This is a genomic window from Endobacterium panacihumi (assembly GCF_050847465.1).
GTDB classification, from domain to species: domain Bacteria; phylum Pseudomonadota; class Alphaproteobacteria; order Rhizobiales; family Rhizobiaceae; genus Neorhizobium; species Neorhizobium panacihumi.
This window is the reverse complement of the sequence record NZ_JBOZRA010000012.1, coordinates 26,988-47,955: the sequence shown is the minus strand read 5'-3', so window position 1 is coordinate 47,955 and position 20,968 is coordinate 26,988. Positions and strand designations below refer to the sequence as shown.

21 protein-coding genes are annotated in these 20,968 nt (G+C 54.8%); 17 read left to right on the top strand and 4 right to left on the bottom strand.

Features of this window, described 5'->3' with window-relative positions; genetic code table 11:
• Window positions 1–36 precede the first annotated feature (36 nt).
• From ACRQ1B_RS28415 to ACRQ1B_RS28375, 9 genes are all read left to right on the top strand, one after another.
• Window positions 37–249, top strand: coding sequence for a hypothetical protein (locus tag ACRQ1B_RS28415; RefSeq protein WP_432297652.1), 213 nt, complete (start codon window positions 37–39; stop codon window positions 247–249).
• A gap of 477 nt (window positions 250–726) precedes the next feature.
• The gene (locus tag ACRQ1B_RS28410; RefSeq protein ID WP_432297650.1) at window positions 727–1,875 is read left to right on the top strand and encodes a DNA cytosine methyltransferase; all 1,149 of its coding nucleotides are present in this window, start codon (window positions 727–729) and stop codon (window positions 1,873–1,875) included.
• Window positions 1,872–2,723, top strand: a complete 852-nt coding sequence (locus tag ACRQ1B_RS28405; protein WP_432297649.1) for a hypothetical protein — start codon at window positions 1,872–1,874, stop codon at window positions 2,721–2,723. The genes ACRQ1B_RS28410 and ACRQ1B_RS28405 overlap by 4 nt, the downstream gene beginning before the upstream one ends.
• A 7-nt stretch (window positions 2,724–2,730) precedes the next feature.
• On the top strand, window positions 2,731–3,663 hold the full coding sequence (locus ACRQ1B_RS28400) for a DUF4928 family protein (protein WP_432297647.1): 933 nt from the start codon (window positions 2,731–2,733) through the stop codon (window positions 3,661–3,663).
• On the top strand, window positions 3,660–4,079 hold the full coding sequence (locus ACRQ1B_RS28395) for a very short patch repair endonuclease (protein WP_432297646.1): 420 nt from the start codon (window positions 3,660–3,662) through the stop codon (window positions 4,077–4,079). The genes ACRQ1B_RS28400 and ACRQ1B_RS28395 overlap by 4 nt, the downstream gene beginning before the upstream one ends.
• A gap of 27 nt (window positions 4,080–4,106) precedes the next feature.
• Complete coding sequence (locus ACRQ1B_RS28390) at window positions 4,107–4,556, top strand: hypothetical protein (RefSeq protein WP_432297644.1); 450 nt, start codon at window positions 4,107–4,109, stop codon at window positions 4,554–4,556.
• 4 nt (window positions 4,557–4,560) lie between these two features.
• Window positions 4,561–5,340, top strand: a complete 780-nt coding sequence (locus ACRQ1B_RS28385; protein WP_432297642.1) for an HNH endonuclease — start codon at window positions 4,561–4,563, stop codon at window positions 5,338–5,340.
• Between the two features lie 87 nt (window positions 5,341–5,427).
• Window positions 5,428–8,001, top strand: a complete 2,574-nt coding sequence (locus tag ACRQ1B_RS28380; RefSeq protein ID WP_432297640.1) for a toll/interleukin-1 receptor domain-containing protein — start codon at window positions 5,428–5,430, stop codon at window positions 7,999–8,001.
• Window positions 8,002–8,035: 34 nt separating this feature from the next.
• Window positions 8,036–8,803: a hypothetical protein gene (locus ACRQ1B_RS28375; RefSeq protein ID WP_432297638.1), complete on the top strand. Its 768-nt coding sequence runs from the start codon at window positions 8,036–8,038 to the stop codon at window positions 8,801–8,803.
• A gap of 92 nt (window positions 8,804–8,895) precedes the next feature.
• Here ACRQ1B_RS28375 and ACRQ1B_RS28370 read toward each other — a convergent pair whose 3' ends face one another.
• Complete coding sequence (locus ACRQ1B_RS28370; RefSeq protein ID WP_432297636.1) at window positions 8,896–9,699, bottom strand: AraC family transcriptional regulator; 804 nt, start codon at window positions 9,697–9,699, stop codon at window positions 8,896–8,898.
• A gap of 74 nt (window positions 9,700–9,773) precedes the next feature.
• Between ACRQ1B_RS28370 and ACRQ1B_RS28365 the strand changes: the two genes are divergently transcribed.
• Window positions 9,774–10,715, top strand: coding sequence for an NmrA family NAD(P)-binding protein (locus tag ACRQ1B_RS28365; protein ID WP_432297634.1), 942 nt, complete (start codon window positions 9,774–9,776; stop codon window positions 10,713–10,715).
• Between the two features lie 971 nt (window positions 10,716–11,686).
• Complete coding sequence (locus tag ACRQ1B_RS28360) at window positions 11,687–12,244, top strand: recombinase family protein (protein ID WP_432297632.1); 558 nt, start codon at window positions 11,687–11,689, stop codon at window positions 12,242–12,244.
• A 370-nt stretch (window positions 12,245–12,614) separates the two neighbouring features.
• On the opposite strand, the gene ACRQ1B_RS28355 is transcribed toward ACRQ1B_RS28360, so the two are convergent.
• On the bottom strand, window positions 12,615–14,270 hold the full coding sequence (locus ACRQ1B_RS28355) for an FAD-dependent monooxygenase (protein WP_432297630.1): 1,656 nt from the start codon (window positions 14,268–14,270) through the stop codon (window positions 12,615–12,617).
• An 89-nt stretch (window positions 14,271–14,359) separates the two neighbouring features.
• Window positions 14,360–15,403, bottom strand: coding sequence for an aldo/keto reductase (locus ACRQ1B_RS28350; protein WP_432297628.1), 1,044 nt, complete (start codon window positions 15,401–15,403; stop codon window positions 14,360–14,362).
• 132 nt (window positions 15,404–15,535) lie between these two features.
• Between ACRQ1B_RS28350 and ACRQ1B_RS28345 the strand changes: the two genes are divergently transcribed.
• The 6 genes from ACRQ1B_RS28345 (at window position 15,536) to ACRQ1B_RS28320 (ending at window position 19,787) form a co-directional block, all read left to right on the top strand.
• Entirely contained in the window at window positions 15,536–16,192 is a 657-nt protein-coding gene (locus ACRQ1B_RS28345; protein WP_432297626.1) for a TetR/AcrR family transcriptional regulator, read from the top strand.
• A gap of 28 nt (window positions 16,193–16,220) precedes the next feature.
• Window positions 16,221–16,634: a DUF1761 domain-containing protein gene (locus ACRQ1B_RS28340; protein ID WP_432297624.1), complete on the top strand. Its 414-nt coding sequence runs from the start codon at window positions 16,221–16,223 to the stop codon at window positions 16,632–16,634.
• A gap of 14 nt (window positions 16,635–16,648) precedes the next feature.
• Window positions 16,649–17,224 carry a YdeI/OmpD-associated family protein gene (locus ACRQ1B_RS28335; protein WP_432297623.1) on the top strand — a complete coding sequence of 192 codons (576 nt, stop codon included), beginning with the start codon at window positions 16,649–16,651 and terminating at the stop codon, window positions 17,222–17,224.
• A 95-nt stretch (window positions 17,225–17,319) separates the two neighbouring features.
• Complete coding sequence (locus ACRQ1B_RS28330) at window positions 17,320–17,958, top strand: DedA family protein (RefSeq protein WP_432297621.1); 639 nt, start codon at window positions 17,320–17,322, stop codon at window positions 17,956–17,958.
• Window positions 17,955–18,563: a class I SAM-dependent methyltransferase gene (locus ACRQ1B_RS28325; protein ID WP_432297620.1), complete on the top strand. Its 609-nt coding sequence runs from the start codon at window positions 17,955–17,957 to the stop codon at window positions 18,561–18,563. Before ACRQ1B_RS28330 ends, ACRQ1B_RS28325 begins: the two co-directional genes overlap by 4 nt.
• 105 nt (window positions 18,564–18,668) lie before the next feature.
• The gene (locus ACRQ1B_RS28320; protein ID WP_432297619.1) at window positions 18,669–19,787 is read left to right on the top strand and encodes a metallophosphoesterase; all 1,119 of its coding nucleotides are present in this window, start codon (window positions 18,669–18,671) and stop codon (window positions 19,785–19,787) included.
• A 216-nt stretch (window positions 19,788–20,003) separates the two neighbouring features.
• Here ACRQ1B_RS28320 and ACRQ1B_RS28315 read toward each other — a convergent pair whose 3' ends face one another.
• Window positions 20,004–20,834, bottom strand: a complete 831-nt coding sequence (locus ACRQ1B_RS28315; RefSeq protein WP_432297617.1) for a hypothetical protein — start codon at window positions 20,832–20,834, stop codon at window positions 20,004–20,006.
• Between the last annotated feature and the right edge of the window lie 134 nt (window positions 20,835–20,968).

Here is a 20,968-nt window from a genome sequence, read left to right as displayed (position 1 = left end):
TGGCGCGCAATCGTGGTAGACATAGTTAGAGGACACATGCACCCTACCGACAAAACTAATCCTGGCGATGACCTTCGCTATCAACTTGTGCTCGTTTTAGGCGAAGGTGACGTTCCCGTTTTCGCAGCCATCGCACGGCGCGTGAACGGACTGATCGGTGAGGGTTGGATGCCGTTGGGCGCGCCGATTATCGAGCGTTTACTCGACGGGCATACTCAAGTTACTCAGGCAATGGTCCGTCCGAACTAAAATGGACGCTGCAATTTAGCGGCTGATGCCGCTGTATTGGTCTATGATGGTTGGAGTTGTGAGGTCTTCCATATTCATGGGATCTCTCCTGTAAAAATTTCCGATTCTCGACCGGTCAGGAGTATTTAGTGGAATCGTAATCTTCAGAACCGAAGGCCGATGCCCATCACCCAGGCGTCGCACAATTCCTGAGATCTTCGCCAGACGTTCAAAATCGTAGAACATAAAGAGAACGCATAGACAAGTCGGGCAGAAGGCGCCAATGTGGCGCCATGAACGATTCTTTGAAAACGCCGGTGAGTACCTTGGACAGGATCAATCTCCGCCTTTCGCCCGAGACATTTCAGGCAATAGACGATGCGCGCAGCCATCGAGCCGGAAATGTCTCGCGAAACACTTGGATAGCTGAGGCCATCGAGGATAAACTTGCTCGGGAAGCGACGCAGGTCTCCCAGAGCGCCATTTGGCAGGCGGCAAATGCCTAGCTTTTATGAATTTTTTGCAGGCGGCGGCATGGCCCGAGCGGGCCTTGGCGCCGGCTGGACCTGCTTGTTCGCTAATGACTTCGATCACAAGAAAGGCCTTGCCTACCAAGCGAATTGGGGCACGAACGGAGAGTTGAAGGTTGGCGATGTAAATGCCGTAACGACCGAAGACCTACCAGGCCAAGCCGATCTCGTGTGGGGATCATTTCCGTGCCAGGATTTGTCTTTGGCTGGCGGCGGTGCCGGTCTCAGAGGCGAGCGCTCCGGAACATTCTATCCTTTCTGGAACGTCATCAGAGATCTGATTTCCAGTGGTAGAGCTCCTAAGCTGGTAGCGCTCGAAAATGTAACCGGCACACTCACTTCGCACGGCGGCAAGGACTTTGAAGCAATCTGCCAAACTTTTGCCGACGCCGGCTATAAGTTTGGGGCCTTGGTCATCAACGCCGCTTTTTTCGTGCCGCAGTCGCGGCCACGTCTTTTTGTCATCGGCGTGCGCGGTGACGTTGAGATCGATCCGGCGTTGCTAGCTCCCGAACCTCTTGAGCCTTTTCACACCAAGGGCCTCTGTAAGGCGATGGAGGGCGTGTCAGGAAGCGCTCGTGAAAACCTTATCTGGTGGAATATTCCAACGCCATGCCATCGGAATTCGACCTTCGCTGATCTTGTCGAAGACAATCCGACTGGCGTGAACTGGCACACGCCGGCGGAAACGAAGAAATTGCTTGCGATGATGTCGGCCACCAACCTAGCCAAGGTCAGCGCTGCAAAGCGGGCCGAGCGGCGTATGGTGGGCGGAATCTATAAGCGCACCAGGTTGGACGAGAACGGCGTCAAGGTTCAGCGCGCCGAAGTCCGATTTGACGATATAGCCGGCTGCCTACGCACTCCGGCTGGAGGATCGAGCCGGCAGACGATTATCGTCATCGATGGCGATAATATCCGCTCACGGCTGATCTCGACGCGGGAGACTGCGCGCCTCATGGGGTTATCCGATGATTACAAGCTACCGAGAAATTACAACGAGGCCTACCATTTGACAGGCGATGGTGTTGCCGTTCCAGTGGTTCGGCATCTGGCCCATCATATCTTTGAACCACTGCTGGGCATAACAGTCGCCAATAGCCAGGAAGCCGCATGAGCGTGATCCCTTGCGAGCAGAACAAGGGGTTGCGCGATCAGATCGAGCGTTTCGCCGAAGTCTTGAAAACAGAGGCGCATAAGCTGGGTGATCACGGCCTGGACGAGCGCGAGTTCTACAACTCCGGACTATTCCGTGGAGCCGTTGAACGTGTTCGAGGTCAATTCTCGGCCACCATGCGTGGGAAGCGGGAGTTCGCCCAGCATGCGCTCAATCACCTGGAAGATGGTGGCTTCATTGCTAGCTGGGATTCGACCAACGATGCTAGCCGTAATGACTACATCGTCCATTTGAATAGCGGACGAACCGCCATTATCGATCTGAAAGGCTGCCTGGACGGCAATAATACCAACATCTTCGAGCGTCCGCCGACTGCTGACGAGTTTATTATCTGGAGCATTTGCTCTAACCCAGGTGCCGATCCGCGGAGAAATGCTTGGTCAGGCATCCATACACGCCTCAGCGCTGAAATGATTTCGCGCAATCAGCGGGTGGATGGTGTTGTTGTCTGGGATATGGTGTGCGGAACGATCGGCCGCCCCTGTCCCAAGCTAATAGAGGCGAATAGGGCTACTGATCTCGGGCCATTCCGAACGCCGCCGGCCTGCATTTATTTGTTGCCGGCCACTATTCCATCAGTCGCAAGTCCCGCCGCTTTCGCCCAAAACCTTGCCGACGTAGAACTGCTTGCGGCCTTTCACGCCTGTTTCCAAGGCCGTGACGAGGAGATTCACCAAGTGGATTTCAGCATCGCTCATACAGGAAGCGAGCTGATGCGCCAGACGACAGTGCGCAGAGGTGGCCTTATACAACAGACTTCTGACATGACCGCGATCCGGCGGGTATAGGAACGATATGACCACCTCGCAGCGGCAAGTCCTGAAAACCTTTGACGACCAGCATATTGGTCTGTCAAAAGGGTCGTTATCGTTGGTCCTGATCTTGACTAGGAACGCCCAAGCAAAAGCTTTTCCGCTGGATAAGGCCGAGTTCGTCACGGCCAAGGGCGGTCAGGTCGCAGGATTAGGCGGCCCTGCTGTCAAAAGAATTCTCAATGATCATGGCGTGGAGCGGATTCTTTCGACCGAAGGCGGACGGACCAGCCGTGGCAACATGGAGCGCATGGGCGCTTACATCGACGTCTTGAATGACCTCTCTGCGCAAGGCCGTCTCGATCTGGAAGATGCTGAGCGCTATTGGGTCGAGCGCACTCAGGCGTATTTCGACGCCTTGCCTTTCACCTTCAAACTCGACCCGGCGCGATCTTTGCGAGCCTGTGTTCGTGACCTTCTGGCACAGGCCGTCGCGCGGCAGCGCGAGGTCAGAGGCACTATGTACGCCGGCGCGGTCATGCAACACCTTGTCGGCGCTAAGCTAGATTATGTGACCAAGGGCGCCGCCGCCCATCATGGCTTTTCCGTTGCGGACGCGCCTTCAAATCGCTCTGGCGATTTTCTAATAGGTGACGTGGCGATTCATGTAACAACCGCGCCAGGCGAAGCGTTGATCCGTAAATGCCAAGGCAATCTATCGCTGGGGCTTAGACCCCTGATCGTGACTACCGAGGACGGAGTGGGCGGCGCAAAAGCGCTCTCTAAGCAGGCCGGCGTAGACGATCGACTTGACGTTATCGAAATCGAGCAGTTCATCGCGACGAACGTCTATGAGTGGAGCGTGTTTCAGCGCGATGCTAGGCCAACAGCGGTTCAGGATATCATCGAGCGCTATAATCGCATTGTCGCTGACGTGGAAAGCGATCCAAGTTTGCGGATCGAATTTGAGGGATGATGGTCGATGAGGTTCGGTCCCGGACCATGCGAGCGGTCCGATCGAAGGACACAAAGCCCGAATTGATCGTTCGCCGGCTGGTTCACTCTCGCGGTTTTCGATTTCGCCTGCATAGGAAGGATCTGCCTGGCTCGCCAGACCTCGTTTTTCCTCGAAGGCGAAAGGTCATCTTCGTACATGGATGCTTCTGGCATGGTCATGATTGCGCTCGCGGCGTCCGCCAGCCCAAAACCAATGCTGACTATTGGGTCGCCAAAGTGGCGCGAAACCGCGAGCGCGATAGGCGGACGCAACAGCTCCTGTTTAAAGCCGGCTGGGAGACCTGTATTATCTGGGAATGCGAGTTGAAAGATCTAGAAGTTATGCAGGCCAAAATTCTAGCCTTTCTAGGACCACCTGCAGAACATCTACGATGAAGCATCTACTTCTTTTAAGGGGATGGAATGGCTGCTAATCCAAGCAAAATGACCGATCCTAGAAAAATCAGACAGCTACTTGCGAACGCCGAACGGCTTAACGCCAACGAATTGGCGACTGCATGCCGGCGGAGGCTTTACGAACTTGGCGGAGCCGATCTCGATGACCCGGTTGAACGCCGGTTGGCGCAGGCGGTGGCCGAGCTGGAGGAAACTTATCGCGAGAAACATGGCCGCACACAGGTTGCCGGCTATACCCGGCGGAAGATCGCCGATGCTGGCGCGATCGCTAACCTATCGGATTGGGCATCAAAGCCGGAAGTGACGCCCGGTTTTTTGGCTTTAGTAGAAAACGGCATAGCTGAATTCACGAGCGAGTACGTCGTTGCTGAGTTTCCTGATCGTTTTGCGCCCCATGTCGCTGCGGCGGCCCGTAAGCGGCTTGAGCAGCATGGCGTTAACGTGCCGCAGGGCTAGCATTATGGCCGATAAGTCCAAGCAATACTACGAAGCTCGCGGCTTCAGTATTTATTATTTCGCCAATGTCGTGTTCAATGTGGTCAAGGACGCTGCCGCTTATCTACGTGGCATTGAAGAAATCCTTGGGGACATGCAGGTCCTCAATTTGATGAGGCCCTTTCACAAATTCAGTAACCTTTACCATTTCCTCGAAGCTATCATCCGCCAGATCATTCACGAGGAAATGGAGAGTTGGGAAGAGCATGAGCCTCGCTTTCTGATTACCTTCCTTGAGACTTATAAGGTTCCATTCAACGCCGAGAATTTAGCGGACGAGGACGCATTCTATACGTTTGTTTCGGAATCTGAGGAATACGATACTGCGATGGATGAACTGGTAGACGAGGTATTTCATGTCTTCTTCAATGACGTCCGCTTTCTCCAAAGCTTCAACCAGCTATGTGCTAAATATATCGACGGAGCCGGTATGACGCAAGCCGGGACACTGAAGCGCGTGCCAATTCCAGCGTGGGCGCGCCGTGCCATTTTTCACCGCGACAAGGGAGAGTGTTGGGAGTGCAAACGCAGCTTAGCAATGTTGATCAATCGCCCTGAGACGGAGTGCTACGACCACATAGTGCCGTTTGCACGCTTCGGTGCGAACGTTGTCACGAATCTTCAACTATTGTGTGAACCTTGCAATCTTCGGAAGTCCGCGAACGAACAACCTGTTTCATCGCTTTATCCGCGAGCATTTAGCGTTCGACAATGCACAACGAGCCAATCTCTGGAAGTCGCATGAAATGCGCACTCGTCTTCACTAAACGGCTTTACAGTTGTAGGTAACGAATTAATCTAGTCTTCTTTACCCTTATAGAAAGAGAATTTGATGCTGCCCACGGTTTTCTTATCCTTGGAGGGTGCCGACGAAGCATACGTTGCTCAGATCCAGAGGTTCCTGCCCGACGGCCTAGCCTACTTCTATCCTAAGAGTTTTGAGACCGGGGAAAACCTGATTTCAGCGATGGAAGAAAGAGTCGGCAAGTCGAGCATGTTCGTTCTGTTTGCTTCGAAGAAGTCCGTGGCATCCTGTTGGGTTGGGTTTGAAATCGATCAGGCACGCATTGCAAAAATAAAAAATCCCGGGATGAAAATAATTGTAGTTCCGACTGACCCCGAATTATCTTACGCGGACCTTCCAAATTGGATGAAAGCCTACTGGGTCGGCAACGTCGGTAAAGGCTCTCGAGATGTTGCTCGATATATCAGGCGATCTCTAATTGCTGGATTGCTCAGCCAGACGTCGAACTACCAAGTCTATGGACGTGGAGCGCTTATAGATCAAACTCTTTCTGACATAACTGAAGTTGTAGTAAAATCTCAGAAATCACCAAATGTTTTTGTCGTAGCGGGGAATACTGGAATAGGTCGCCGAACTTTCGTTCGTAAACTACTTACAGAGGCTTTTCCATCTTCGCCAAATTTGAACTATGGCCCTGAGTTTATACTGCCGCAATTCGCTGATCTGGAAGATATTTATAGAGCTCTCAGACAAGAGGTCGAAATTGACATTCCGCTGTCGACTTTTGAGGCAGACTCCAAAGCGTTTAAATCAGCCGAGACATCTGTGCAAGTCGAAGAGATCGTGACGCGATTCAGGCACTTCGGAGGCCTTGGACAAGCGGTCACACTTATTACCGGCAATGGTATTTATGAAGATCGTGGGTACCTAAAGTCCTGGGTTCAACCGCTCATCTCGCGACTCAACCGAGATGAAAAAGTTAAAGTCCTGTTTGTTACTAATCGCAGCATCCACGAGAATGAATTGAGGGCATTTTCTAACCTAGTTCAAGTATCTGTTCCGCACATCGAAGATCGGCATATCAAGACACTCATGGTTCAAACCCTTGCCCAAGCCGGCCGAAAGCCCGACTTGCCGCCGAGTGATATCATCATGCAGATCGGCGGCCATCCTGGAATTGCGCGCGCCACTGCCGCTCTTATCGGAAGAAAAGGTCCGACGATCCTCAAAACCGATCCCAGAGATTTCTTCCAGCTGCAGGAGGACGTGCTTGGCGAGTGCTTAAATTTCAAAAATCTAACTAACATCCAACGAGACGTCCTGTCCGTATTAAGCTGGGTTCCCCAACTTTCTGGAGAGACGCTGCTGAATGTGATTTGTAAGCAGCATAATATTCAGAAAAGTGTTTTCGGTGAGGAAGTTAACAATCTTCTCCTCAGCTGCCTGGTTGATGTCGTCGGGGCGAACTACGCGATAGCCGGTCCCGTCAGGACTTTGTTTAGACGGTTACACGGTTATGGCTCTAAGCCTTTGATGAGCGAATTTTCACAGGCCCTCAAATCCGAGTGGGAAAGTGCAAAGCAGGATGGGAAGCTTAGAAACGAGCTCCTGGACGCGTTGACATATATGGCTGCTTTAGAGGGAGGAACATTCCCGCAAGAATTCAAGCAGCTCTTACTGCCTTCGACGCTTCAAGAGGTTGTTCGTGACACCTACGATCGCAGTCACGATGATCCTTCCATGCTAGATCAGGTCGTGACTTGGGGCAGTGTTGCTCGGACTCTGCCTATGGATGAAACTACGCGCGAAGAAATTCTTTCCTATGTAGTCAGAGCTCTTGCGAGATTGGAGAGCGAGCCTGCTGTCGAGGACTTTTTGCAGTTTTTCGAAGAAAGGCGATATCGTTCACGATTTTATCTTCGAGCATTCTACCTGAGAGTTCACCATCATGATTACCGAGGTGCAATCGCTTATCTGATAGAGGCCAAAGCTGTTCGAAAATATCAGAAGCAAGTCGTTGGAGACCTTGCACGCTGCTATCAAAAGGAAGGTATGTGGTCCGAGCTTCGTGACCTTGTTCGAGACCAGGGTCAATATATCGGCCGCAATGGTGTGCTACTTGATGTCCGCATCGGCATGCTGATCGCTGAGGGCCAATATCCTGAGGCCGAGCGCCAAATCGAAATTCTTAAAACAATGAGAGGTCAGGAAATTTACGCCGAAGGCCGGACGGCAATGATCAAAATGCGCCGAGACCGAGACTTTAAAGGTGCGCAAGACATGCTGACGTCCTTGATACAAAGAGGGACATCTGCCCATACTTATATCCGGAAGTTGAGAGCCATCTCGGCGGCATCAAACGGCGATCTTCTCACCGCGCGCGGCGACGTCGATTTCTTGGAGACAAGAATTGGGACGCGCGACGTTACTGGTCTCAGGGCGCGCATCAAATTGGCGGAGGATGATTTCGCTGGTGCGGAAGCGGAGCTCTCTCGTTTTGCACGCCCCACAGCGCAAGAAGAGTTGCTGCGTGCTAGAATATTAGAGTCAAAAGCTGACCACCATACGACCGCATTTACTCAACGCGAAGAACTCCGAAAAGAAGCTGCATGGCTTAGAGCCAAACATGTGTCGCTCGACGAGTTCGAAGTGGGCAGATAGCCATGTCTCTCAAATGTAGCATCAGGAAGACGAAATGACCGTGGTCGGGCCGCTGGTCGAGAACCCAATCGCAGACTGGATTTCCCGCAAAGTATATGACCGACTTTCCGGACGCGCCCTTGCGTGCGCAGTAAACGCTCGAAATCACCTAGTCAGGGCTCAAAAGATCGCAGACATTTCGGAGACGATATCATTTTTCTGCGCCACTCATGCGACGGAAGGGGCCGTCGCATGTTTCGTGGCTGCAGCAAAAGCTAGTCGATATCCTGACCTGGCGAAGAAGATAAACGTCCGGGACCATGCCCAGAAAATCGTCTTGGCGTCTTACGTTCAGATCATCGCTGACCAATTCGACGGCGCCGGGCTTTCCGTTGGACACGACCCGGGCGATGACACGTTGCTGGCAAGAGTGAGGAAAGATGAGGGTGACAAGATTTATCCCTTAGGACTTCACCTCTTTTCCTTCAACGAGGATTGCGAGGATCCATCGCATGCCGCCGCCCACGAGGCTTTCATGAGCCGTTTCCCGAACCCGATCGAGATGGTAGGTTACATTTATGGTCGGGCAAGCGATCGGGACAATGCACTTTATGCCAAGGATGGGGGCGCCCCGGCTTTGAGCCGCGAGCGCTTGGACGTTGGGCTGAAGGAGCACACCCTCCTGACGCTCGGCCTGATTTGGGCGGCGATCGACGTTACCTATCACGAGGAGCCGGAGCCGTTCGTTGTCCAAGTGCTCGGCGCCGTGGAGGAAGTGATCAATGAAGTGAGGCCCTTGAAAACGAGAGCGAAGCATGGCTGAGAAGGCGAACCACGACTTCATTCGGCCCAAAGCGGTGATTGCACGTGCCGCAAAATGCCGATCATCCTTACCGAAGTTGTCCGTTTCGAAAATCAGCTCGCGAAGTAGCGTGTCGGCGTTGTGCCCAATGCCTTCTTGAACATGACGATAAAGGCGGTCGCGGATTCATATCCCAAGTCGCTCGACACCCTCTGGACCGTCGCCCCGCTGGCCAGTTCACGCAACGCGATGACCAGATGAAGTTGCCGCCGCCATCGGCCGAAGGTAAGCCCCGTTTCCTGGACCATCAGCCGCTTCAGAGATCGCTCACTCATGGCGACCTGTGCCGCCCAATCGACCAGAGTGCGACGGTCGCTCGGCTCCGCCATCAGGGCAGCAGTGATCGCGGCGATTTTGGGATGGCTGGAAGCGGGTAAGTCCAGCCCCTGTATTGGCATTTGAGCGAGTTCATCCAGCAAGACCCGCACCATGCGGCTGGTATGATCGTCCAGATCAGAATTGACCGGTACATCCGCCAATCGGAGGATCATCTCGCGCAGCATCGGCGACACCGACAGAGTACAGCACTCCTGCGGCAGCTTGGCCGCGCCTGGCTGGACAAACAGATAAGATAGACGTGCGTTGGATGTGGCCTGGTTGCTGTGGGGCACGCCGCCGGGTATCCAGACCCCGCAGTCTGGTGGGACAATCCAGAGACCGTTCTCCGTCCTGCAGGTGACGGCACCGTGCAGGGCCAAAATGAGCTGCCCTTGCTCATGCTGGTGTTGCGGCACCTCAGCTTCGTACTCACTGAAGTCGAGGCGGACCGCAACAGCCGGGCTATCCGACCGACCGAGATTGATGTCGTCATAGCAGGGACGCAGCGGTTTTGCGAATTGGCCCGATTTGGAGATCATTTGGCATTATCTCCAAATTCGGGCGCACGGCAATAGTCTACATTCTCGCGATCAACAACCGAAAGGAGATCGTCATGCTAATTTCAGTCGTCGGCGCAACGGGACGAATTGGCGCTAAGCTCACCCGGACCCTGCTGAGCGCCGGGCATCAGGTCAGGGCATTATCGAGAGGTGGGCCAGCGCTGGACGCATTGGTCGAACTCGGAGCCGAGCCATTCCTGGGAAGCTTCGATACAGGGTCGGGAGACCTCGACCGATTTTTCCAAGGTGCAGATGCCGCGTTTCTCATGGTGAAGACCGACTGGAACAACATTGCTGGGCACTACCCCGCTGTTGCCCAACGCTTCGTCGATGCTCTCGAAAAATCATCCGTCAAATTGGCCGTAAGCCTGACCGCCATGGGGTCGGACGTGAAGGGCAAAACGGGACATTTCGAGTGTTTCCACGATCTTGACCAAAAGCTTAACGAACTCGGCAACATCAACTTGGTCCACCTTCGCGCCGCCTGGTTCATGGAAAACGTGATGGCCTGGACGGGGGCGGTTGCAAAGTATGGGCGAATTGCCTGGTTCTACGAACCTGACTTAAAAATGCCCTGGGTAGCGACCGATGACATCGCATGGCTGGCCGCGAAGGAACTGACCAATCCCACAGGCAGACACCGCGCCTATCTCGAAGTCGGCTCAGAAGACATCTCGATGAACGAACTGGCCGTGATCATTGGCAAGGAGATCGGCAGGTCGGTCGAGTACCGACACATCGAGACGACTCGCAAAGACGTGGAAGCTGAATTTCTGGCGCGGTTTGGGACGCTGGAGAAATGGCAGGACGACACACTGAGTGCTGACGCTCTCAATAATGGCATCGTCAGGTTCCATGGGGAGCACGCGGATCGTCCGAAATTGCCCACGACCATGGAGGTCTTCATAGGTGATGTTTGGAAGCCGCGCTACCTGGAGGCAGTCAGAGCGGGAGATCAACGAGAGACGTTTGCCCTGTGGACCGCGCGGGACTAGCGGGAGGTCATGCTGGCTCTCTTGAATTGTGCCGGCAGTTTTCAGCCCATACTAGGAGCTACCGCAAATTTTGTCTTGCGGTAGCCATGACTGCTTGGCGCAAAGCAGACATTGCTTCCAGCGCATAGCTCAGTGCTGTCGCACATTTCCTAATAAGTGCTACGTGCAGGTTATGTTGCATAAGTCGGCTATAGGGCGGTGCCTGCTTCAGCTTTCGGCCCTAAGCGGTCATGATGTCTCGTTCGGGTTCCATTGTTACCGACGATTTGGCGCACGACCGCAGACAAGACGGAGGTGTGTCTCCGAAAGATAATTGCTCCCAGCCCGAGAATATACGCCGTACGCTAGGAAGCCATACGCATCCGCCACGAAATTGCTTTGCACCAAAATCCTAGACGGTCGTTCTGGCGAGCGATCCATCCTGGCGAATTCCTTCGCTTCATCAAGTGATTGGAAAATCAGCGCTCGGCTTTCATCACCGTAGTAATTGACCCATAACATATCTTCTTTCTCTCGGTCGCTTTGACGAAGTTCAAAATTTAAAGGCAAAGGAATGTCTTTGCAGACGTTCTCGGCGTTGCACACGCTATCTGGTCTGCATGACCATGGCGGGGGGCCCGGTGGGCTCGCCGCTCCAGCCGTTGAGGCAAATAGAACGACCAAAAGCGAGCCGACAAATCGCATATCATCTACTCCGCAGTACCATTTTGAACACCAATCTCTTCGAGAGGCTACCACGCTTAAGCACCTCCAAAGCTATTTGGCTACACTTCTTATTTCGCAGGTTTTGCAATGGCCGCTTGTGGCGCAAAGCGGACAATGCTTACAGCGCATAGCTGAGCGCTGTCGCACATTTTCTAAGTTATGCGACATCACTGCTGTGTGCGGCGATGCAACGGTTTTCGCTGTCGCATAAGTCTGTCGCAAGTGCTAGAAGATTTGCGACATGATTTGCGACAAGAGGACGGCATATGCACATCGCTTACGCGCGAGTTTCGACTCAAGGGCAGGATCTCGAACAACAGCGCGCCGCCCTGCTGGCTGCCGGGTGCAAGCGGGTGTTTGAGGAGAAGATGTCGGGCGCGCGAAAAGACAGACCAGAGTTGGCGAAAATGCTCGACCACCTTCGACCAGGTGACGTTGTTAACGTCACGCGGCTCGATCGTCTCGCTCGGTCCACAAGCGACTTGCTCCATATCGTTGATCGTATCAAGGAGAAGGAGGCCGGCCTTCGATCTCTTGCCGAGCCTTGGGCTGACACTACTTCGCCAGCTGGGAAGATGATCATGACTGTCTTCGCCGGCATTGCGGATTTCGAGCGGTCATTGATCTTGGATCGAACAAGCGTTGGGCGAGCGGCCGCCAAGGCTCGTGGTGTCCGTTTTGGACCGCCGAACGCGCTTAGTCCCGAACAGGTGGCGCATGCACGTCAGCTGATCGAGGCGGAACAGAAATCAGTTGCGTCGATCGCTCGGCTTTTCGGTGTTCACCGCGCCACGCTTTATCGGGCTCTGAGCGGGCCGGAATGAGTATACTCATGGGAGCCATATCAAAAATTCGAAAGTTGAAACAGTTCATTGGAGTGGTCAGTTTGTTTCAATAAGCTATACCAAGGGTTGCAATTAATGAATTGCGGCATCCCTCTTAGGCTTGATCGCTGGGGCTTATGCCTTTGAGCCGAGCCTCGGGCCTTTCCAAGGCTCGACCCGGCTCAGTCTAAAACAGTTGGAGCGTGACCAGCAGCTGATCGAGGCGGCACAGAAGTCCTTTGCCTCGATCATAGGATTGTTCGTCGTAGATTGTTCTACGCCGTATCCGCCATTGCCCGCTGTGGAAGATTTCGGCAGTAGGCTAAGTAAGTCAAGGTCGGCGAAACTTTTGGCACTCCTCGCGCTACGCTTAGGTCCTCGGTCCGAATACGCGAGCACAGTATGTAACGAGCTCATCCGAGCTTTCCGCTGAGGCACGAAAGGCAATATGTCCATCAGGGCGAACTAATATGAGTGCGGGTTGTCCTTCCATTCCGTAGGTGCCATGAGCCTTGCCATCGAGATCAGACAATACCGGTGCTTCACCGGCGGCAAATATCGGTCCCGCTAACACTAGGCGCGGACGGACCAGCGTCCACGAAGCAACTGCTTGGATAACCGGGAAAATCAATCTGTCAGCGTCTCCGGTGCGCCCGTCGAAACAAAGCAAAGCCCATCCGGTCGTGCGGCCGTCCGGATTGTAAAGATACGAAAGAAGGTTTGTTGTGTTCCCGTCAACCACCACCTCGGCGTCGGGTGCCCTGTCACCTGGCTTTGGGCCTTTGTGCAACAAATGGGCGAGCCCGGCTAAATGGTCTGAATTCAGCAGGCTGTTCGGATAGCTGACTGACAGCTGCTGCATGTCGTCAGTGCCTTGCATGAGCGAACCAATGTTTGGAACGATCTTCGCGGCAATGCTGAGAACCGCGTCAGTGATTGAGCCGCGATAGATTGTACGCTTAAACCCCTTGACCTGCTGCGTGCTGAGCCGGATGTGTTCGTCGCCACGCTCAACATAGGAATCCAGCACAAGCGGAGTTGCCTCCCCTCGCAGGGTCATCGCCAAGCGCCACGCGACTTCCACTGCATCATGCAGACCGGCGTTCATCCCTTGTCCGCCGATTGGCAACGAAAGATGGCCGGCATCCCCCGCCAGCAGTACGCGGCCACGCATATATCCTGCCGAAACGCCGTACTGATACCGACTGTGACTCAACCATTGTGGATCGCTCAGGGTTAGCGTCTCGTCGCCGACCACCTCTCTCGCTACTGCCTGGATTTCCTCTAGTGTTGGATCGCGCTCGGGCACACTCTCGTCGTCAGACAGAAAGAAGACGCGATGGTAACCGTCCCATACCGGCATGACGCCGCAGAACCCACGTTCGTAGTAGAAAAACCATAGCTGCTCCGGCTCCCCCGACCGACGCCAAGTTAATTTGGCATCGACCTGTCGGGATAGGCAATTCTCCAGTTTCTTAGGCTCGAAATCGAGGTCAAGTAGCGGGCGCACCGTACTGTGTGCGCCATCTGCCGCCACGAGGTAGCGGCACCGACGTGTCTCTTTCTCGGCACTATCATGACGCGTGAACGTAACAGTTACACCCTCTCCGTCATCGTTGATGTCTACGACTTTGCAGCCGTGCTCCAGGCGCCCGCCCCGCCGTTCAAAGATTCTTGCTAGCGTTCCCTCGATGACTTCCTGTGAACTGTAAAGAACCGTTGGAAATGGACTGTCGACGTCGGCAATCGCTGTCGGCGTCGTCGGGACACCATTGACGAAGAAGTTGATGGTGTCGATGCCGTAAGCATTTTCTGCCAGCGCATCCCGTACCCCAATGCTTTGAAGGAGTTCTTGAGGGCGAGCCCATAGATTGTTCGCGCGCGAATATTCCCGCATCTCTGTGCGTTCTTCTAGGATCAAGCAATCGACGTCGTGATGCCGCAACGCGCACCCCGTTGCCAAACCAATGGGCCCTGCTCCGACAATGATGACTTCAACATCGTAATGGCTTGTTTGCGTGTTCATCGTGTATTCCTGTGTGCTTGAGGGGGGCGGATTTCCGTCAATGAACGGTCCCGGCTTGCTGAAGACCGGGACTTCAGTCCATCAGGCTATCAATGCGATTCCGCCAGAATCCCCGTGGTCATGAGGGTGCCACGAGCCGCACTTCCCTGGGCCAGCATCCAGCCGGGATATTCCGGGGCGATGGCTCCAACGTCGTTTAGCGAGGCAATCTCTGTGTCCGTCAGAGTGATATTGACGGCGGTAAGGTTCGCATTCAGCTGCTCGACATTCTTCACGCCTGTGATGATGCTGGTGACTACTGGGTTCTGCCGCAACCATGCGAGAGCCACGGCCTCGAGCGTAGTCGCGTGAGCGGCGGCAATGCCGTCCATGACTTCAAGAACCTTCGCACCCTTTTCCTCGTCGACGGGCGGAAAGGGAACGGTGGCGCGGCGTCCATCCTTTTTGTCGCGGTACTTACCAGTGAGATATCCGCCCGCGAGTGGGCTGAAGACAATAAGGCCAAGGCCATGCGCCTCGACCATCGGAGTGACCTCCCGCTCGATTTCGCGCCCTGCCAGTGAATAGTAGCCCTGATAGGTCTTGAACCGTGACGCCCCAAGCGTATCCGCAACGCCGAGTGCGGTCGCCACCTGCCAAGCCGCCCAGTTTGAGACGCCGATATAGCGAATCAGGCCTTGGCGAACGAGGTCGTCGAGTGCGCGGATGGTTTCTTCCACAGGGGTCGCGGGGTCCCAGCCATGCATCTGGTAGAGATCAATGTGATCGGTTCCAAGACGCTTGAGGCTTGCCTGTACCGCTTCAACGATGTGGACGCGCGAACCGCCGCCGTCGTTGGGACCTGTCCCCATGGCATGTTCGAACTTCGTCGCCAGCACCACGTCCTTGCGCGCGATGCCGAGCGTCTTCAGCGAGCGTCCGACGATCTCTTCCGCCTGACCGTTCGCGTAAACATTGGCTGTGTCGATGAAGTTGATCCCGGCATCGATCGCGCGGCGCAGGATCGCGTCGACCGAGTCCTGGTTGACCCCGCTTGCGGCGGCGTAACGTCCGCCAGCCTGCCCAAAAGTCATCGTGCCGAGGCAGAGTTCGGATACGAAAAGGCCTGTCTTACCCAGACGGTTGTAGCGCATGATAGGGGTCCTCTGATTACATCGTGCATACGGATCGGGGTGACCCGGCATGCACAAAGCAAATCACACAAAATCGATACTTGCAAGTTTCGAAACCGGTCGGTATTGATAATTCACGGAAGGAGTTGCGAGATGAAGCCAGCGGACAAGACCCAAGGAGCGCCAACCGAAAACGGCGCAAGAGAGCCCGCACGGGTCGGCAGAAAGCGCGACCACACGCGTGACAACGATCTTTTGGAAGCTGCGATCCTGGTGCTTGCAGAGACCGGCTACGACCGGATGACGATGGACATGGTCGCTGCGAAGGTGAAGGCTTCAAAAGCGACGATGTATCGCCGCTGGCCGTCGAAGCCCGATCTGGTTCTTGAAGCGATCGCACATATGAAGCGCGATCAGGTGGACCTTGCAAGCCTCCCTGACACTGGAACGCTGCGGGGAGACCTCCTCGGTCTTTTTAAACCAAAGTCGGTAGAAGAGGGCGAACTCAAGATGAAGGCTCTTTCTGGCCTATCGTCGATGCTTGCCCAGCATCAGGAGCTCGCGGACGCGACGAACGCGGTGATCGTCGAACCCTGGACCGCCGTCAACCGCGTCCTGATCCAACGTGCCGTCGATCGCGGTGACGTCTCGGCAGACATCGATATCGAGACATTGGCTCAGGTCATCCCGTCAATGTGCGCCTATCGCACCGTAATCCTGCGGAAATCAGTCGATCAGCAGTTCCTGACTTCATTGATCGACAACGTACTACTCCCCGCCCTCATGAAACCAAAGCGCGCTTCGACGTAAGCCGCCCCTGTCCCGAAAGGCACCCCTCGTGAATAACGTTCTCAACCACGTCAGCATCCTCGCAGTCCTCGTATCTGCCATCGCCGTCATGGTGCTCGGCTTCGTTTGGTTCGCCGTGGTCTTCAAAAAGCAGTATGCCGTCGTGCTCGGACGTGTCGGCCAGCCGGATGCAATGGGACCGCTCTTCATTGTCGGGCCGTCGATATGCGTGCTCGTGACGGCCTTCACAATGGCGTACCTGATGAGCACCCTTGAGGTCGCTAGCATGAGTCAGGCGCTTGGCTTCGGGGCAGTGGTTGGTATTGGCTTGATAGGCGCAACAGCCATGAACATGGCGATCAATCCCAACATTCCTCGTCCAATCACTTACGGCCTTCTCAGCTCGGCCTATTTCTTGGTATCCAGCGTCTTGATTAGCGCAGTCGTCTACTTGATCTCGTGACTGAGGCCGCGACGGTGACCGAAACAAAATCCGGCCTGCCGATCCTGTCCTTTTCGGATGCGAAAGCGCTGGAAGATTGGATTGGCGTCAACCCTGTGGCTCCCGGTCTCTGGATCAAGTTTGCAAAGAAGAAAGCGGGATTGGCGCGGTTCGACAAGGAGCAGGCACTCGACGTTGCACTGTGCCACGGGTGGATAGACGGCCAGGCGGCAAGCTATAATGCCGATCATTTTCTTATGCGGTTCACTCCGCGCCGCGCCCGCAGCCTTTGGTCGCAGGTCAATCTGCTCAGGATCGAGAAGCTGACGGCTGAGGGCCGAATGCGACCCGCAGGCATCGCTCAGGTAGATGCTGCAAAGGCCGACGGCCGATGGGAAGCTGCTTATGCTCCACCGTCCCAGATCGGAATTCCCGAAGACCTGGCGGCGGCGCTCGCCGAAAATGTGAATGCACGCACGGGTTTTGAGGCCTTGGGCAAGTCGAAGCGGTACATGCTTCTCCATGCCATCGTCACCGTGAAAAAGCGGGACACTCGAGCCCGCAAGATCGCGGCGCTGGTTCTGTCCCTGTCATCTCCCGCGACCCACTAAACCTGATTGTTCAATACATCTGAGGAAACCGATTAGGCAGGCAATACGTGCGGCTTAATCGTCAATCCACCGCCACCCCTGGAAGAGAGAATATCATGGACCCGCTTGGAAGCATTATTGAATGGATGGCAGTCTACGGGGCGGTTGGCCTGCTAGCGGTCGGCATCGCGGAGCGTTTCATACCTGTTATGCCCTCCTACGGTGTCCTGGTTGCGATAGGGGTCGCAGCGGCCGGCGGCACCTGGTCCGTCCCGATCGCCATCGCCATGACGACGTTCGGAAGCTTCATGGGAGGGTTAGCAATGTATTTGTTCGCAGTAGCCTTGGGACAATCCAAGGCAACACGGCTCCTATATTGGATCGGAAGATGGCTGGGCCTTTCCCGGTCGCGGATCGAAAAGACCGTGTCTTCGTTCCAAATGCGTGCAGGAACTCTCGTTTTCATTTCCCAGCTCATCCCGACAATTCGCTTGATCGCGCCCTTGGTCGCGGGACTTATCGGAACGGATATCCGCCGTTTCTCTGGCGCGACGGTTCTCGGGATCGTTCTGTGGAACAGCCTCTTCATCTTCGTTGGTTACGTTGCAGTACTGGTCGTCCCTGAGATCAACACGTCGGCATTGGCGCTGAAAGTCCTCATCCTCCTGATCATCGCAGAGGCAATCGTCGCACTGTTTTGGCGACTTTTAAGCCGCCGCTCTAGGCGCTTGTCTTTTTCGGAGAGCGCATCATGAGTGGCGGAGCTATGGAGGCGTTGAACTTCTTTCGGGCTTGGCTCGCGGAACCGCTTCGGGTCGCAGCTGTCGCGCCATCGGGACGCGCACTCGCAGCAATGATGACGGCCGAGATATCCCACAGGACGGGGCCTGTCATCGAACTTGGACCAGGAACAGGCGCATTCACGCGTGCTATCATCGAACGCGGCGTAGCGGAAAAAGACCTCGTGCTAGTGGAATTCGGGGCTGAGTTCGCCGCTAAACTCAGCATGCGTTATCCAAAGGCTAAAACCATCCAGATGGACGCCGCAGAGCTACGAACCCTCGAATTTGACGGATCGATGCCAGTGAGTGTGGTTATCAGCGGCCTACCTCTTCTCTCCATGCCTGCCCGCAAAGTGATAGCGATACTCGATGGTGCATTCGGGCACATGAAGCCGGACGGACGATTTTACCAGTTCACCTATGGGCCGACATGTCCGGTACCGAGGCGGCTCCTCGATAGGCTCGGCCTCAAGGCAACCCATATCGGACATACCTTCGCCAACATCCCACCCGCTTCGGTCTACCGCATTCAGCGTCGTCGACCGCGTAGCGTTATCTCGAGCTTTGAGTTTGGATAGGGTTACAGATTCTTCCGGGAACCCGCTAAGTAGCGGTAGGAACGGGTCGGGCGCGCGCATTCGATGCACCATCGCCTTCGACAATAAAGATATTGAAAGCGCCAGATGTTTCATCTCATATTCGGAATTCCGTGGCTGGTCGTCGTCGTTCGTTTTATCCAGCCGCTACCGTGGCTCTGGTCGGTGAAGGCGGCTTTGGCGATCTTCCTGTTGATCGCCTCGCAATATCATCTCTTCAGTCGCCTTTCGTCCGGTTCGGTCTTCTCGCCGGAATTCCCGCGCCCGCTGATCATCGCATTCAACGTCCTGTTCGGCACGATCTTACTCCTTGCCGTGTTCCAGGTCGCCCTTGACCTTGCCTCACTGGCAATCACCCCGTTCAAGGGTCGTTTCCCGTCGGTGCCCGCTAGCTTTCGTTACGTCATCGCCAGCGTGGCCCTCTGCCTTTCCGCCTATGGTGTAAGCCAGGCGATTAGGATCCCCCCGCTCAAGGACATAGAAGTCTCAATTGCAGGGCTGCCGTCGGAGTTCGACGGATATAGGATCGTTCAACTGACCGATCTCCATATCAGCCGTTTGTTTCCGGCCTCCTGGACGAAAGAGGTCGTTGCGAAGACCAACGCTCTCAATGCCGACCTCATCGTTATCACGGGGGACTTCATCGACGGCAGCGTTTTGAGACGCCGAGATGATGTAGCGCCGCTCGCCCGGTTGCGGGCGCGCGACGGGGTCTACGCCATCCCCGGCAATCATGAGTATTTTTTTGCATACCAGGAATGGATGGGCCACCTTGCCACCATGAACATGACGATGCTGCCGAACGCCCATGAAGTGCTGAGACGAGGCGAAGGGAAGATTATCCTGGCGGGCGTGACGGACCTGTCGGCAGACGAAACCGGGTTGCCACCCCCGGATCTTTCGAAGGCACTCGAAGGAGCGCCTGCCGGTGCCCCAATCATTCTCCTTGATCACCAGCCGATGATGGCCCGGCAGTCAGCCGACTCCGGCGTGGCGCTCCAGCTCTCTGGTCATACGCATGGTGGCATGGTTCGTGGGCTTGATACGCTGGTCGCACGCGGCAATAACGGGTTCGTTTCAGGCCGCTACCATATCGGTGACATGACGTTGTACGTGAATAACGGTACAGCGCTCTGGCCCGGCTTTGCCCTGAGAATTGGAGTAACCTCAGAACTGACGAGAATCACGCTACGAGCGTCGCGGTGACATCTAGGGGCCTTTGAAGCAAGTAACGCTATTCAATGGTCCGCCAAACTTCCACAACAGAATTGATCTCTTAGTTGCAGGTATGCACGCAAGCGGAGGCTCATTTGAATATAGCTCAAAGCGCCTGGCTAGTGAGCTAGGCGCATTATATGAAACCACAACTCTAATTGGCTAGGCGCAGAGGAGCAACCCTATTGAGCCAGTGCGCGAGAAAGATCACCTTGGATTGAGATCTTGTTCGAGCGTCAACCCCTGAAGAAGTGATCGAGGATTGCCCATCCCGTCCTCAATCGTGTCACCGAACACGTCAATCAAGAACGCCGATCGCGGTGCGGGCTCTTTTTCAGGGTAGATATATTTGAGGGCAAACGATGTATCTTTAGTACTAAGGCGACCGAGTTGCCGGAGGGCTTTGTCAACGACCTCGACGGGATTAGGTGAAAAGTCATCATTCGGCCATTTGCCGCTGTCACGGGCGTAGGCCCAATGCTTCTGCGCGTGCGCTGCGACGGTCTCTCGAATATGTCGGTTCTCGTCCTCACGCCAAAGATCAATCAATCGATGGCCGTAGTTCATTTTCACCTGTTCGAGCGTGTTTCCTGCATAGATCAAAGGAAATTTAAGAAGCATCTCTATGGCGTGCGATAGCAAATGAAGTGTCGGACGTGCGAGCATTGAGGATTGATAATCCCATCGTTCGCTTTCCCGTATAATACGAGCCGAACGAACATACATTGCTGCGGTCGCTATAAAATGACCGGCCTCAGAGAGGTGAAAGTTCTCATCGAAAGCCGGTTTCACCATAATCTCTTCCTGTGGCGGACCGGAAGCCAAGCTGCCTTGCGCAAGTTGCCGTTCAGTCCTCACGGCCTTTATTATCCGCTTGCTGATTCCGGGCTCACGCAACATCTGAATGTCGGTCATCTCGTCAAAGTCTGACAACCTCGTATAGTAGGCATTGCGCAGACGCGTGATGAAATTCTTCGGCAGGTTTGTATTTTCGAGAAGATCGGGGTCGTCCTCGCGGTATGGTTTCGCGTCAATCATGGTTCGTCCTCCTAGATCAGAAGACAAAAATCATGCGATTTCTTTCTGAGAGCAATGTGCAGATTTGCAGGTGGAACGATATGCCAGCCCAAATTGAACATTATAAAAACCACCGGATCGCCATCTACAGTCCG